General features: G+C 72.4%; 12 protein-coding genes. 6 read left to right on the plus strand and 6 right to left on the minus strand.

Annotated elements, in window-relative coordinates; genetic code table 11:
- From M4D54_RS09745 to M4D54_RS09760, 4 genes are all read left to right on the plus strand, one after another.
- On the plus strand, positions 1–1,530 hold the full coding sequence (locus tag M4D54_RS09745; RefSeq protein WP_259891135.1) for an ABC transporter permease: 1,530 nt from the start codon (positions 1–3) through the stop codon (positions 1,528–1,530).
- Positions 1,527–2,864, plus strand: a complete 1,338-nt coding sequence (locus M4D54_RS09750) for an ABC transporter permease (protein WP_193864640.1) — start codon at positions 1,527–1,529, stop codon at positions 2,862–2,864. Before M4D54_RS09745 ends, M4D54_RS09750 begins: the two co-directional genes overlap by 4 nt.
- A gap of 13 nt (positions 2,865–2,877) precedes the next feature.
- Positions 2,878–3,312: a cytidine deaminase gene (locus tag M4D54_RS09755; RefSeq protein ID WP_259891137.1), complete on the plus strand. Its 435-nt coding sequence runs from the start codon at positions 2,878–2,880 to the stop codon at positions 3,310–3,312.
- A 92-nt stretch (positions 3,313–3,404) separates the two neighbouring features.
- A complete protein-coding gene (locus M4D54_RS09760) occupies positions 3,405–4,715 on the plus strand; it encodes a thymidine phosphorylase (protein WP_193864642.1) in 1,311 nt (436 codons plus the stop codon).
- Between the two features lie 126 nt (positions 4,716–4,841).
- On the opposite strand, the gene M4D54_RS09765 is transcribed toward M4D54_RS09760, so the two are convergent.
- Positions 4,842–5,516, minus strand: coding sequence for an ATP-binding protein (locus M4D54_RS09765; protein WP_228018459.1), 675 nt, complete (start codon positions 5,514–5,516; stop codon positions 4,842–4,844).
- 84 nt (positions 5,517–5,600) lie between these two features.
- Between M4D54_RS09765 and deoC the strand changes: the two genes are divergently transcribed.
- Positions 5,601–6,269, plus strand: coding sequence for a deoxyribose-phosphate aldolase (gene deoC, locus M4D54_RS09770; RefSeq protein WP_193864643.1), 669 nt, complete (start codon positions 5,601–5,603; stop codon positions 6,267–6,269).
- Between the two features lie 7 nt (positions 6,270–6,276).
- Here the strand turns inward: deoC and M4D54_RS09775 are convergent, their stop codons facing one another.
- Both M4D54_RS09775 and M4D54_RS09780 read right to left on the minus strand, forming a co-directional pair.
- A complete protein-coding gene (locus tag M4D54_RS09775; protein WP_259891139.1) occupies positions 6,277–7,992 on the minus strand; it encodes a phospho-sugar mutase in 1,716 nt (571 codons plus the stop codon).
- On the minus strand, positions 7,989–8,861 hold the full coding sequence (locus M4D54_RS09780) for a purine-nucleoside phosphorylase (RefSeq protein WP_193864645.1): 873 nt from the start codon (positions 8,859–8,861) through the stop codon (positions 7,989–7,991). The genes M4D54_RS09775 and M4D54_RS09780 overlap by 4 nt, the downstream gene beginning before the upstream one ends.
- A gap of 87 nt (positions 8,862–8,948) precedes the next feature.
- Here M4D54_RS09780 and M4D54_RS09785 point away from each other — a divergent pair, with 87 nt between their 5' ends.
- Positions 8,949–10,421, plus strand: a complete 1,473-nt coding sequence (locus M4D54_RS09785; protein ID WP_259891141.1) for an NAD(P)H-quinone dehydrogenase — start codon at positions 8,949–8,951, stop codon at positions 10,419–10,421.
- 119 nt (positions 10,422–10,540) lie between these two features.
- Here M4D54_RS09785 and M4D54_RS09790 read toward each other — a convergent pair whose 3' ends face one another.
- The 3 genes from M4D54_RS09790 to M4D54_RS09800 are packed head-to-tail and all read right to left on the minus strand — an operon-like array spanning position 10,541 to position 14,892.
- Positions 10,541–12,322: a biotin carboxylase N-terminal domain-containing protein gene (locus M4D54_RS09790; protein ID WP_193864646.1), complete on the minus strand. Its 1,782-nt coding sequence runs from the start codon at positions 12,320–12,322 to the stop codon at positions 10,541–10,543.
- A gap of 60 nt (positions 12,323–12,382) precedes the next feature.
- Positions 12,383–13,141, minus strand: a complete 759-nt coding sequence (locus tag M4D54_RS09795) for a nucleoside triphosphate pyrophosphatase (RefSeq protein WP_228018460.1) — start codon at positions 13,139–13,141, stop codon at positions 12,383–12,385.
- Complete coding sequence (locus M4D54_RS09800; RefSeq protein WP_193864647.1) at positions 13,138–14,892, minus strand: DUF885 domain-containing protein; 1,755 nt, start codon at positions 14,890–14,892, stop codon at positions 13,138–13,140. Before M4D54_RS09800 ends, M4D54_RS09795 begins: the two co-directional genes overlap by 4 nt.
- Positions 14,893–14,912: the final 20 nt, after the last annotated feature.

A 14,912-nucleotide genomic window follows, 5' to 3' on the forward strand; every position in this document is an offset into this window, starting at 1 on the left:
GTGACCCCCTCCGCCGCGGAGCAGGGCAGCGCCCCGGGCGTCGGCTCCGGCGGCACCGGCTCCGAGGCCCCGCCGCCTGCGGACCCCTCGCAGGACCGCTGGGGCCGGTTGGTGCAGGACATCGCCCGAGGCAACCTGCTGGTGGTGGTCGCCAGCTTCGTGTTCGCCTTCATCATCGGTTCGATCCTGATCCTGATCGCCGACACCGAGGTGCGCGAGGCCCTCGGCTACTTCTTCGCGCGTCCGGGGGACACCTTCAGTGCCGCCTGGCAGTCGATCAGCCAGGCCTACGCGGCGATGTTCCGCGGAGCCGTGTTCGACTTCCCCGGCTTCACCCGCACCCTGGAGTCGCTGCGAGCCGACGGCGGCACGGGCACCTACGTGTGGGGTCCCGCGCTGATGCGCGGCCTGCGCCCCCTCACGGAGACCCTCACCATCGCCACCCCCCTGGTGATCGCGGCCTGCGGCATGGCGGTGGGCTTCCGCGCCGGCCTGTTCAACATCGGCGGCACCGGCCAGCTGATCGTCGGTGCCATGGTGGCCGGCTATGTGGGCTTCACCTTCCAGCTCCCGATCGTGATCCACCTGCTGGTGGCCCTGGTCGTGGGTGTCATCGCCGGTGCGTTCTGGGGCGGGATCGCAGGCTTCCTCAAGGCCCGCTTCGGCGCCAACGAGGTCATCAGCACCATCATGCTGAACTGGATCGCCACCTACCTGCTGTTCTTCGCCCTGAAGACCAGTGCGTTCACCGGCGCCAACCAGTCCCAGCCCACCTCGCCCTCCGTGAAGGACACCGCCTCCCTGCCGCTGCTGCTGGGCAGCCAGTTCCGCCTCCACGCCGGCATCCTGCTGGCCATCGCCGTGGTGGTGTTCCTGTGGTGGCTGATGAACCGCTCCACCCTCGGGTTCCAGTTCCGTGCCGTCGGCTCCAACCCGCGCGCCGCCCGCGTGGCCGGCATCTCCCCGGCCCGCGCCTCCTTCGCCGTGATGGCGGTGGCCGGCGCCCTGGTTGGCCTGGCCGGCGCCGTGCACATCCTGGGCACCGAGAAGCGCCTCACCGACGGCATCGCCGGCTCGCTCGGCTTCGATGCGATCACCGTCGCCCTGCTGGGCCGCTCCGGGCCGGTGGGCATCGTGCTGGCCGGCCTGCTGTTCGCGGGCCTGTCCACCGGCGGCCGCTACATGGAGACCCAGCAGGGCGTGCCCCTGGACCTGGTCTCCGTGATCCAGGCCCTGGTGGTGCTGTTCATCGCGGCGCCGCCGCTGGTGCGCACCCTGATCGGCCTGCGCCGCGTGGACAACCCCGGAGCGGGCGAGCGGCGCCGCCGTGCCCGTGCCACCTCCGGAGCAGGGGAGGACCGCACGGGGGCCACCCGGAACGGCGGTTCCTCCGTCGTGAGCACCAGCAGCGCTGCGACCAGCCAGGCACCCTCCTTCTCGGGCAGCAGTGCGGCGCCTGACCCCGCCGAACCACCGGGCAGTGCTGAGCGGTCCGGGGCCCGGACCGAGACGAAGGGAGAGGACCGATGAGCGCCACCACGCGCCTGGCCTCCGATGACGCCGTCGTCCAGAAGGCCGTCGTCGACGAGCGTCCCTCCACGTGGTGGCACCTGCCGCTGACCACCACCATCCTGGGCGTGCTGGGACTGATCTTCTTCGGGCTGCGCGGCATCCCCGGCGCCTCCAGCACCTACGGCATCGCCCGTGAGAAGGACCTGAACCCGCTGGGGATCCTTCCCGAGCAGGTGACCGTCCCGTCCATGGCCGCCTCCATCGTGCTCGCGGTGATCGCGCTGCTCGCCTCGGCAGCGCTGTGGGCACTCCAGTCCCGGCCCCACCGCCTGCGCCCTGCGATCCGCAACACCCTGGTGGGCATCTTCGCGGTGGCCTGGGTGCTGTCCTTCATGACCTGGGTGATCTCCGAGCGATCCCTCAGCGTCGGGACCCTGCTGCAGTCCACGGTCATCCTCGCCGTCCCCCTCGCCTTCGGTGCGCTGTCCGGTGTGCTGTCCGAGCGCGCCGGTGTCATCAACATCGCCATCGAGGGTCAGCTGCTGTTCGGTGCGTTCGGTGCCGCACTGGTGGGCTCCCTGCTCGGCAATGTGTGGGCCGGCCTGATCGCGGCCCCGCTGGTGGCGGTGCTGATGGGTGCCCTGCTGGCTCTGTTCGCCGTGGGGTACCAGGTGCAGCAGATCATCGTCGGCGTGGTGCTGAACGTGTTCGCCGTGGGCATCACCTCGTTCTTCTTCGGCTCGGTGATGAGCGCGAACCCCGGGATGTTCAACTCCCCCATGCGACTGCCCACCCTGCGGATCCCCCTGCTGGCGGACATCCCGCTGATCGGCTCGGCCCTGTTCGAGCAGAACATCCTGGTGTACCTGATGTGGGTCATCGTGGTCGTGCTGACCATCGCCCTGTTCCGCACCCGCTGGGGACTGCGGGTCCGCGCGGTCGGCGAGCACCCGCGGGCCGCTGACACCGTCGGCATCAAGGTCAACCCCACCCGCTGGTCCAACGTGCTGCTGGGTTCGGCCGTGGCCGGCCTGGGAGGCGCGATGCTCACCATCGGCACCGGTGTGGCCTTCGGCGAGGACATGTCCGCCGGCAAGGGCTACATCGCCCTGGCCGCCATGATCCTGGGCCGCTACCACCCCGTCGGGGCGCTGCTGGCCGCGCTCACCTTCGCCTTCGCCGACTCGCTGCAGCTGCGCCTGGGCACCATGAGCGCCGCCGAGGGCGGTGTGAGCATCCCCGGTGACTTCCTGCTGATGCTGCCCTACGTGGTCGCACTGTTCGCGGTCGCCGGCGTGGTGGGCCGCGTGCGCGTTCCCGCCGCGGACGGCATCCCCTACGTCAAGCAGTGACCCAGGAGACCCCGTGACCACACCCTCCTCCGTCCCCGAGCACGCCCAGGGCGCCGCTGGCGCGCCGTTCGACGAGCTGCTCACCGCCGCCCGCGACGTGGTGCGTCGCGCCTACGCCCCGTACTCCGGGTACTCGGTGGGTGCCGCCGGTCGCGCGGACGACGGTCGCATCGTCACCGGCTGCAACGTGGAGAACGCCGGCTACGGCGTCACCCTGTGCGCCGAGTGCGGCATGGTCAGCGAGCTGATCGCCGGGGGCGGCGGAAAGCTCACCGCCTTCGTGTGCGTCAACGGCCAGGGAGATGTGATCATGCCCTGCGGCCGCTGCCGCCAGCTGCTGTCCGAGCACGCCGCGGACGACTTCGCCATCCTCACCCCGCAGGGGGTGAGGGACCTCGAGGGGATCCTGCCGCAGGCCTTCGGGCCGGCGGACATGGGGCTGGCCTGACCCCGAACGGACCCCGCCCCGCCCCCGATCGGCCGGTCGCCCCGCACAGCGCCGGCATCACCGATCTCCGCACCACCACCGATGGGACACCTGTGAACGAGAACCGCACTTCTGCCGTGGAGCCCTTCGACGCCGTCGAGGTGATCCGCACCAAGCGCGACGGGGACCGGCTCACGCCGGAGCAGATCGACTGGGTGATCGACGCCTACACCCGTGGCGTCGTGGCCGAGCAGCAGATGTCCGCCCTGGCGATGGCGATCTTCCTCAACGGCATGGATCGTGAGGAGATCTCCCGCTGGACCGCGGCGATGATCGCCAGCGGCGAGCGGATGGACTTCTCCTCCCTGTCCAAGCCCACCACCGACAAGCACTCCACCGGCGGGGTGGGGGACAAGATCACCCTTCCCCTGGCCCCCCTGGTGGCCTCCTACGGGGTGGCGGTGCCCCAGCTGTCCGGACGCGGGCTCGGCCACACCGGCGGCACCCTCGACAAGCTCGAGGCGATCCCCGGCTGGCGCGCCGACCTCAGCAACGAGGAGATGATGCGGCAGCTCGAGGAGGTGGGTGCGGTGATCTGCGCGGCCGGTTCCGGCCTGGCCCCCGCCGACAAGAAGCTGTACGCCCTGCGCGACGTCACCGCCACCGTCGAGGCGATCCCGCTGATCGCCAGCTCGATCATGTCCAAGAAGATCGCCGAGGGCACCGCCGCCCTCACCCTCGACGTCAAGACCGGTGCCGGCGCTTTCATGCGCGAGGAGTCCGATGCGCGCGAGCTGGCCCGCACCATGGTGGACCTCGGCTCCGATGCCGGAGTGCGCACCGTCGCCCTGCTCACCGACATGTCCGCACCGCTGGGCCGCACGGCCGGCAACGGGCTGGAGGTGCGCGAGTCCCTGGAGGTCCTCGCCGGCGGGGGCCCCGCCGACGTGGTGGAGCTGACCTGCGCACTGGCCCGCGAGATGCTCGAAGCCTCCGGAGTGAACGACGCCGATGTGGAGACCGCGCTCGCCGACGGCCGTGCGATGGACGCCTGGCGGGCCATGATCACCGCCCAGGGCGGCGATGTGGACGCACCGCTGCCCACCGCGAAGCACGTCGAGGAGCTTCGGGCCGATCACGACGGCGTGGTCGAGGGGCTGGACGCCATGGGTGTGGGCGTGGCCGCCTGGCGCCTGGGAGCCGGACGCTCGCGCCCCGGGGAGTCCGTGCAGGCCGCCGCCGGGGTCGAGATCGTGGCGCACGTGGGCGACCAGGTGCGCAGCGGCGACGTCATCGCTCGACTGCACACCGACACCCCGGAGCGGATCGCTCGTGCGACCGAAGCGATCCGGGGTTCGTGGTCCTACGCCTCCGCCGGCACCGAGCTGCCGCAGCGCCGCATCGTCATCGACCGCATCGCCTGACCCCAGCCGGCCCGCGCTGGGCCGCCCTGTCGCCACGGGGGAACGGCGCCCGGCGGTCGGAATGCCCCGCAACACGCGGCTGCGCGTGTCACCGCGCCCGCAGCGCCGGCAGGCTGCGGCGGACCATCAGCGGTGCCAGTCGTGCGCCGCCGGATGCTGCCTGCAGGCGGTGATGTTCCGATCGGCCTCGGCGACCCCCGTGAGTCGGCGCAGTCGGGCGATCCCGGCACGCAGCCCCACCGGACACATCCCGGCCCTCCGCCACCGGATCACGTCCGCTCGCTGCTCCCCGGCTAGTGCCCAGCCGCGACGCAGCAGGGTCAGGGGCGGCTTGCGGGCCTCGGACAGATCCCGCACCAGACGCAGCCCGAACACCACCGGCACGGGCCGGTCCAGCACCAGGGCGTCGGCCAGCAGACCGGCGGCTGCCAGGGGAGCGACCAGCTCGGCGGCGAAGATGCCCTCGGCGACGATCAGCGGTGCATCCCCGGCATCGAGGATGCGGCTGCCCTTGCGGCGGGACTCGGAGATCGAGTACACCGGCACCTCGGCGGCCCCGTCGTGGGCGAGCGCGGTGAGCGACTCCAGCGCGGCACCGGCGTTCCAGGAGACCGGGTCGTCCCAGTCCACGATCCCGAAGCGGTGGGGGAGACCCGGATCGTCCTGATCGCGGTAGAACTCGTCCAGCCCCACCGTGGGCAGGCCGCAGCGCCTGGACATCTCCCCCTTCCCGCTGCCCGAGGGACCGGCGACCAGCACGATGCGGCGCGGTGCACCGGGACGGGGGCGGGATGTGGTCACGGCCGTCCATTCTAGGCCAGCCCAGGCGCGTCCAGGTGCCCGCCCGATGAGACAGGAAGCCACCTGGTCTGGGAGGATCTGCCCATGAACTCCATCGCGAACAACGACCTCGCCGCCCTCATCGACCACACCCTGCTGAAGCCCGAGTCCACCCGGGCCGACGTGGAGTCCCTGCTGCGGGAGGCGGAGGAGCTGGGCACCTACTCGGTGTGCGTCTCACCGTCGATGCTGCCGGTGGACACCACGGTCAAGGTCGCCACCGTGTGCGGCTTCCCCTCCGGGCAGCACGCCCCCTCCGTGAAGGCCGCCGAGGCCGCCGACTCGGTCTCCAAGGGGGCCGACGAGGTGGACATGGTGATCAACGTGGGCCTGGCCCGCGCCGGTGAGTTCGACGCCGTGCGCGAGGAGATCGCGGAGGTGCGCGAGGCCGCGCCGAAGCCCACCGTGCTCAAGGTGATCATCGAGTCCGCCGCGCTGAGCGACGAGCAGATCGTCGCGGTGTGCGAGGCCGCGGAGCAGGCCGGTGCCGACTTCGTGAAGACCTCCACCGGCTTCCACCCCGCCGGGGGCGCGAGTGAGCACGCCGTGGCCCTGATGCGTCGCACCGTCGGCGACCGTCTCGGCGTCAAGGCCTCCGGCGGCATCCGTGACCGCGCGGCCGCCGAGGCGATGGTTGCCGCCGGTGCCAGCCGGCTGGGCCTGTCCTCCTCGCGGGCGGTGCTCGAGGGCGGTGCCGGCGGGTCCGGGTACTGAGCCCGGCTCAGGACTGCCCGAGCACCTGGCGCAGGTCCTCGGTGACGCGCGTGAGCCGCTCGGCCGCGCGACGGCGGGCCTGCCCCAGCGCCGCCTCGTCGGCCTCCGCAGCGACGGGCTCGACGACCTCCAGGTAGCACTTGAGCTTCGGCTCGGTGCCGGAGGGGCGCACCACCACCCGGGTGTCGTCCTCGCACAGCAGCAGGATCCCGTCGGTGGGTGGCAGGCCAGTGGTCCCCACCGAGCCCTGGGAGAGGTCCTGGTTCTCGACCACGGGCGAACCGGCCAGCTCACCGGGCGGTGAGGTGCGGATGGTGCGCATCATGGTGCCGATCAGGGCGAGGTCCTCGACCCGCACCGACAGCTGCGAGGTGGCGTACAGCCCGTCGCGGCGCGCCAGCGCATCGAGCCGGCCCACCAGTGTGGTGCCCTCGGCCTTCGCCTCCGCGGCCATCTCCGCGACCATGAGGGCGGCAGAGAGCCCGTCCTTGTCCCGCACCACGTCCGGCAGCACGCAGTAGCCGATGGCCTCCTCGTAGCCGAAGGCGATGCCCGGGGCACGGGAGATCCACTTGAAGCCGGTCAGGGTGGTGGCGGCCTCGGTACCAGCATCCTGCGCCACCCGGTCCAGCCAGCGACTGGAGACCAGGGAGCGGGCCAAGGTGCCCCGGTAGCCGTGGCGGCGCACCAGGTGCTCGCCCAGCAGCACGCCCAGCTCGTCGCCGGTGAGCATCCGCCAGCGGCCCAGGTGCGGGTCCAGAACGGCGGCCGCGCAGCGGTCCGCATCGGGATCGTTGGCGATCACCACGTCGGCCTCGACGGTGGCGGCCAGCTCGAGCGCCAGGTCGATCGCCCCGGGCTCCTCCGGGTTCGGGAAGGACACGGTGGGGAAGTCCGGGTCGGGGTCGGCCTGCTTGGCCACCGAGTGCACGTCGGTGAAGCCGGCGCGGTGCAGGGCCGCCAGGGCGATGCGGGTGCCCACGCCGTGCATGGCGGTGTGCACGATCCGCACCTCCCGCGGGGAGCCGGGATCCGGCAGCGCGCAGATGGCCTCCAGGTAGTGCTCCTCGACGCGGTCGCCCAGGATCTCCCAGCCGGACTCGGCCACCTCGATCCCCAGCACGGGCCCCACGGCCGCGATACGGGCCGCGATGTGCGCGTCCGACGGCGGGACGATCTGCACGCCGCGGCCCTCGGGAGCGGCTGCCCGCCCGCCCAGGTACACCTTGTAGCCGTTGTCGGCAGGCGGGTTGTGGGAGGCGGTGACCACCACGCCCGCATCGGCCTCCAGGTGCCGCACGGCGAAGGCCGCCAGGGGGGTGGGCTGGTGGGTGTCGAACAGCTGCACCCGACAGCCCGCCGCGGTCATGATCGCGGCGGAGCGCTCGGCGAAGGCGCGGGAGTTGTGGCGGGCGTCGTGGCCGATCACCACCTGAGGCCGATCGAGGCCCAGGTCACCGGTGAGGTGATCGGCGAGGCCCCGGGCGGCACGGGAGACCACCGCGAGGTTCATCCGGTTCGGTCCCGGCCCCATCCGTCCCCGCAGTCCTGCGGTGCCGAACTGGAGGGTGCCGGTGAAGGCATCGGCGAGCTCCGCCTGCGCGGCCTCGTCCCCGGAGGCGGCCTGATCCACCAGGGAGGTCAGCGCCGCACGGGTCATGGGATCGGGGTCGTCCTCGCCCCAGGCCTTTGCGCGGGTCAGGAGGTCCTGGTCCGGGTTCATCGGGTGGGCTCCTCATCGGTGGTATCCGTGGTGCCGGTGGTGCCGGGGCCGGTGATCCGGCGCACCGTCTCGGCCAGCAGGCGGGAGATGCGCGGGCCCGCCTCCCGGCCGGCCTCGAGCACCTCCTCGTGGCTGAGGGCTTCGGCGCTGATACCGGCGGCCAGGTTGGTCACCAGGGAGATGCCCAGGACGTCCATCCCGGCCTCGCGTGCGGCGATCGCCTCCAGCGCCGTGGACATCCCCACCAGGGTGGCTCCCATGGTGCGGGCCATCCGCACCTCGGCCGGGGTCTCGTACGTCGGGCCGCGGAACTGCATGTACACGCCTTCCTCCAGCGAGGGATCGACCTCCCGCGCCACGTCGCGCAGCGCCGGGGTGTACACGTCGGTGAGGTCCACGAAGTTCGCACCGGCCAGCGGAGTGGTGCCGGTGAAGTTGATCTGGTCCGCGATCAGCACCGGGGTGCCGGGCGACCAGGACGGGTCGATCCCGCCGCAGCCGTTGGTCAGCACCATGGTGCGGCAGCCCGCGGCGGCCGCAGTGCGCACACCGTGCACCACGGGCCCCACACCGGCGCCCTCGTACAGGTGCGTGCGCGCCCCCAGCACCAGGGCATGCGCGCCGCTGCCCTCGATGCGGATGGAGCGCAGGGTGCCCACGTGGCCCGACACGGCGGGCGGCCTGAACCCGGGGATCGTGGTGGCGTCGGCCTGCCACACGGTCTCTCCCAGCAGGTCCGCGGCACCGGACCAACCTGAGCCGAGCACCAGTGCGAGGTCATGGGCCGCGATGCCGCTGCTGCGCGCGATCGCGGCGGCGGCCTCCTTCGCCAGCGAGTACGGATCCGGGGCAGTGGTGGTCTCGTCCATGGCACAGAACCTAGCGCAGACCCCTGGGCCGAGCGCAGTCGGCGTGACCGTGCACGGGCGAGTCACATTCTGAGACACAATGGGGGCGTGAGAGATCCCAGCACCGCGCTTCCCTCCGATCCCGATCGCGTCACCAAGGCCGGTGAGCACCCCCGGGTGGTGATCATCGGTGGCGGCCCTGGCGGCTACGAGGCGGCCCTCACCGCCGCGCGGCACGGGGTGGAGACCGTGCTCATCGAGGAGCGAGGCATCGGCGGCGCCGCCGTGCTCACCGACGTGGTCCCCTCCAAGACGCTGATCGCCACCGCCGATGTGCTGGACCTGGTGGCGGATTCGCAGGACCTGGGCATCCGGGACGCAGACTCCGCCGCGACCCCCACCTCGCGCACGCTGAGCGTGGACCTCGGGGCCGTCAACGAGCGCGTGCGCCGCCTGGCCGACAAGCAGTCCGCCGACATCCGGGAGAGCCTCGTGGAGGCAGGGGTGACGCTGATCGAGGGCCGTGGCCGCCTGGCAGGCCCGCACCGGGTGGAGGTGCTGGACGGCGAGGGCGAGGTGATCGACGAGGGCGAGGGGGACGTGCTGCTGGTGGCGGTCGGTGCCACGCCCCGTGAGCTCGCCGACTCCCCGGCCGATGGGCACCGGATCCTGAACTGGACCCAGCTGTACACCCTCACCGAGCTGCCCGAGCACCTGATCGTGGTGGGCTCCGGCGTCACCGGTGCCGAGTTCGCCAGCGCCTACCGGGCCCTCGGCAGCGAGGTCACCCTGGTCTCCTCCCGCGACCAGGTGCTGCCCGGCACCGATGCGGATGCCGCCGACGTGCTCGAGGCGGCTTTCGCCCGCCGCGGTGTCACCCTGCGCTCCCGCTCCCGAGCGGCTTCCGCCCGCGTCGTCGGCGAGGGGGCTGAGCAGCACGTGGTGGTGGAGCTGACCTCCGGAGAGGAGGTGCACGGCAGCCACGTGCTGATGGCGCTGGGAGGGATCCCCAACACCGCGGGCCTGGGCCTGGAGGAGGCCGGGGTGCGGATGCGCGACAGCGGCCATGTCGTCACCGACCGCGTCTCCCGCACCTCGGTGCGCGGCATCTACGCGGCCGGGGACTGCACCGGGGTGTACCCGTTGGCGTCGGTGGCGGCCATGCAGGGACGGATCGCCATGTACCACGCCCTGGGCGATGCGGTCTCCCCGCTGATCTCCGCGCATGTCTCCTCGGCGGTGTTCACCAGCCCGGAGATCGCCGTGGTCGGGGTGAGCGAGAAGGAGATCCTGGACGGGGAGATCAGCGGCGAGGTGCGGATGCTGCCCCTGGCCACGAACCCGAGGGCCAAGATGCAGGGCATCTCCGAGGGCTTCGTGAAGCTGATGGTGCGCCCCGGCTCCCACACCGTGATCGGGGCCGTGGTGGTGGCGCCGCGGGCCAGCGAACTGATCCTGCCCTACGCCATGGCGGTGACCCATCGGCTCACGGCCGAGCAGGTGGCCGACACCTTCACCGTGTACCCGTCACTGACAGGGTCGATGGCCGAGGCCGCCCGGCAGCTGCGCGGGGCCGACTGATCCGCTGAGCGGCGCGGGGAGATGCGCTGCGCAGCACCGATCGACCCGGCGTGCGCGATCGCGCAACGACTCAGCCCCCGGTCGCGCGGCGACTGCGCGCGACGGATGGGACGGGCCTGTCAGTCCTCGATCGTGCACAGAACGGCGCCGGCCGAGACGGTCGCGCCGATCTCCGCGGTCAGGCCCGTCACCACCCCGGAGCGGTGCGCGGTGATGGGCTGCTCCATCTTCATCGCCTCGAGCACCAGCAGCAGGTCGCCGTCGGCCACGCTGCGGCCCTCCTCGGCGACGATCTTCACGATGGTGCCCTGCATGGGAGCGGTGACCGTGCCGCCACCAGCCGCCGTAGCCCCGCCCACGCCGCGGTGGGCGCGCTTGCGGCGCTGGCGCACGGCCGCCTGCGGTGCACGCAGGGAGGCCGGCAGGCTGATCTCCACCCGGCGACCGTCGACCTCGACCACCACGGCCTCGCGGTCCTCCGGCTCCTCGGGCTGGGCCGGCAGCGGAGCCGGCGCGATCTCGCCGTCGAAGTCCGTCTCGATCCAGCGGGTGTGCACGCTGAAGGGCTCCGAGGGGTCCTGCGGCGCGAAGGCCGGGTGCTCGACCACCTGTCGGTGGAAGGGCAGCACGGTGGGCACGCCGTCGATGCGGAACTCCGCCAGGGCCCGCCGTGAGCGCTCGAGCGCCTCCGTGCGGGTGGCCCCGGTGACGATCAGCTTGGCCAGCATCGAGTCGAACGCCCCGGAGACCTCGTCCCCGGCGCGCACGCCGGTGTCGAGCCGCACCCCCGGGCCGGCCGGGGGATCGAAACGCTGGACCCGTCCCGGGGCCGGCATGAACCCGCGCCCGGCGTCCTCGCCGTTGATGCGGAACTCGAAGGAGTGGCCGCGCACCTCCGGATCGGTCTCGCTGACCTGCTCGCCCGCTGCGATCCGCAGCTGCTCGCGCACCAGGTCGATCCCGGTGACCTCCTCGGAGACCGGGTGCTCGACCTGAAGGCGGGTGTTGACCTCCAGGAAGGAGATGGTGCCGTCGACCCCCACCAGGAACTCGCAGGTGCCGGCACCCACGTACCCGGCCTCCCGGAGGATCGCCTTGGAGGCGCTCACCAGCTGTGCGTTCTGCTGGGCGGAGAGGAACGGTGCCGGGGCCTCCTCCACCAGCTTCTGGTGGCGGCGCTGCAGGGAGCAGTCACGGGTGGAGACCACCTGCACGTTGCCGTGCACGTCCGCCAGGCACTGGGTCTCCACGTGGCGGGGCGAGTCCAGGTAGCGCTCCACGAAGCACTCGCCGCGGCCGAACGCCGCGGTGGCCTCCCGCACTGCCGAGTCGAACAGCTCGCGCACCTCGGACTCCTCGCGGGCCACCTTCAGGCCGCGGCCGCCGCCGCCGAAGGCCGCCTTGATCGCGATCGGCAGGCCGTGCTCGCGGGCGAAGGCCACCACCTCGTCGCTCGAGCCGACGGGATCCTTGGTGCCGGCCACCAACGGCGCACCGGCCTTCTGGGCGATGTGTCGGGCCGAGACCTTGTCGCCCAGCTTCTCGATCGCCTCGGGCGGGGGACCGATCCAGGTCAGCCCCGCATCGATCACGGCCTGCGCGAAGTCCGCCCGCTCGGAGAGGAAGCCGTAGCCGGGGTGGACGGCATCGGCACCCGAGCGCCGCGCGATGTCCAGGATCTTGTCGATCACCAGGTAGGAGCTGGCGGCGGTGGTGCCGCCCAGGGCGTAGGCCTCGTCCGCGATCACGGTGTGCAGGGCATCGCGGTCAGGATCCGCGTACACGGCCACCGAGCGCAGACCCGCGTCACGGCAGGCCCGGGCCACGCGCACCGCGATCTCGCCGCGGTTGGCGATCAGCACGGTGGACAGCGGGCGGGTCTTGGAGTGGCGGGAGGCCATGGGCAGGGGTTTCCTTCCGAGGGCGGACAGGGGTCGAGTCTAGTACCGGGGCCGGTGGGCTCAGCGTTCGTCGGCCGCGCCCTGGGCGGAGAGATCCTCCCACAGCTCGTGGATCCCGATGCCGATCTCGCCGAGCATCTGGCGCAGCAGCGGCAGGGACAGGCCCACCACGGCGTGCGGATCCCCGTTCACACCGGTGATGAACGGTCCTCCCATGCCATCGATGGTGAAGCCGCCGGCCACGCCGAGGGGCTCCCCGGTGGCGACGTAGGCGTCGATCTCCTCGTCGGAGAGGTCGGCGAAGGTGACCTCGCAGCTGGCGGAGGCGCCGAAGGTGGCCCCGGTGCCGCCGTCCTCGGGATCGCGGTCGTCGATCAGCCAGTGCCCCGAGTGCAGCACGGCGGTGCGGCCGCGCTGCGTGCGCCAGCGCTCGCCGGCGACCTCGGCGGTGCGCGGCTTGCCGAGCACCGTGCCGTCCAGCTCGAGCATCGAGTCACCGCCCAGAACCACGTAGCCGCCGTCGCTGAGCTCGGTCGCTGCCTGCGCCTTCTCCCGCGCCAGCAGCAGCACCTCCTCGGCGGCTGCCAGGGGGGCGCCGGCCTCCTCGGCGGCCGTGCGTGCACGGTCCAGGATCGCGTCCTCGTCGAGATCCACCGGCAGTGTGTCGTGCTCGATGCGGGCAGCCGTCAGGGTGGCGCGCCTGCCCGCGGAGGCCGAGGCCAGCAGCAGCAGGGGACCGCCGCCGGTGTCCGGCAGCGGCTCCGTGGCCGGCTCGGTGATGTGCTGGGTGTGCTCGACGGCCGGTGTGCTGTCGCTCATGCCAGCGCTCCGTCCAGGACGGACAGCGGCACGCTGCCCAGTTCGAGGGCCCGGCGGTGGAAGTCGCGCAGCACCGCCGCGGCCTGCTCGGAACCAGGGCCCTCAGCCCCGGAGGCGACCTGGGCGGCGGGGGCCAGGGCGCGCTCGCGCAGGCGCTCCCATTCGCGCTGGCCCACCTTGTAGGAGGGAGCCTGACCGGGCCAGCCCAGGTAGCGGTGCAGCTCGAAGCGCTGCTCGGCCTCGGCCATGCCCCAGTGCTCGCTCATGAAGTCCCATGCCTTCTCATAGCTCCAGGCGCCCCCGGCCGAGCCCGCCAGGCCCTCCGGCATCGGCAGCTCGCAGTGCAGGCCGATGTCCAGCACCACGCGCCCGGCCCTCATCCTCTGCGCATCCAGCATCCCCAGGCGGTCGCCGTCGTCGGAGAGGTAGCCCAGCTGGTCCATCAGCCGCTCGGCGTACAGGGCCCAGCCCTCGCCGTGCCCGGAGACCCAGCACAGCAGGGCGCGCCAGCGGTTCAGGGACGCGGCCTGCATGGTCTGAGTGCCCACCTGCAGATGATGACCGGGAACCCCCTCGTGGTACACGGTGGTGGTCTCGGCCCAGGTGTGGAACTCGGTGGTACCGGCTGGGACGTCCCACCACATGCGGCCGGGACGGGTGAGGTCCTCACTGGGACCGGTGTAGTAGATGCCGCCGGAGCCGGTCTGCGCGATCCGGCACTCCAGGCGCCGCAGGGGAGCGGGCACGTCGAAGTGGGTGCCGGCGAGATCCTCGATCGCCCTGTCGCTGAGCTGCTGCATCCACGCCCGCAGGGCCTCGGTGCCGTGCAGGACGCGCTCGGGATCGTTGCGCAGGGCCTCCTTGGCCGCGCTGACCGAGCGGCCGCCGCCGGTTCCGTAGCGCTGGTTGATCCGCTCGGCCACCTGCTCCTGCTCGGCGACGATCGAGCGCAGCTCCTCGATGCCCCAGGCGTAGGTGTCGTCGATGTCGATCTCGGTGCCCAGGAAGGTGCGGGAATGCAGGGGGTAGGCCTCCCTGCCCACCGCGTCGCGGTCCGGGGCGGCCGACGCCAGTTCCTCCAGCACCTCCGCGATCTGCACGTATCCCTCAGCGGCGGTGCGGGCCGCCGCCGCGGCGCGCTCGCGCTGGGTCTCATCACCGACCGCCTGCTGGGCGAAGCGGGTGAAGAAGCCGTCCCGCGCCGCGTAGGAGCGGGCCTGCTCGGCGCCCAGCAGGAGTTGCCGGCGTGCCGAGACGGTGCCCGCCGAGGCGGCCTCGCGCAAGGACTGCGCCCAGGTGTGCAGCGAATGGGGCATCTGCTCCATCCGGGAGCTGAGCACCTCCCAGTCCTCTGCGGTCTCGGCGGGCATCAGGTCCAGCACGTCCCGCACCTGCAGCGTGGAGGCGAGGTTGTTGACCGCAGCGATGTCCAGGTGCTGCTCGGCCCGCTCGATCTGCAGGCCCAGTCGCTCGGTCATCGCGGCGCGGGTCACGGCATCGGTGGCGTCCGCATCGGCGACCTGTGCGATGCGCTCCAGCATGGTGCGGGCCGCGTCGGTGCGTGCGGCCTCGGCGGCGGGAGAGTAGTCGGTGACCTCGTGGTCGTGCCCGGGCACACCGATGCTGGTGGCGGTGAAGGGGTCGGCCTGCACCACCTGCTCGACGTAGTCATCGGCCAGGGCGTCCAGCGGGGACGGGGAACGGGTGGGGCGGGAGGGCGAGGGCTCCGATGCTGACAGGTGTTCGGCCATGGTCCGCAGTCTAGGCGGGG

Origin of the sequence: Brachybacterium sp. p3-SID1565 (genome assembly GCF_025143785.1) — a bacterium.
In the GTDB taxonomy this organism is placed as follows: Bacteria; Actinomycetota; Actinomycetes; order Actinomycetales; family Dermabacteraceae; genus Brachybacterium; species Brachybacterium epidermidis.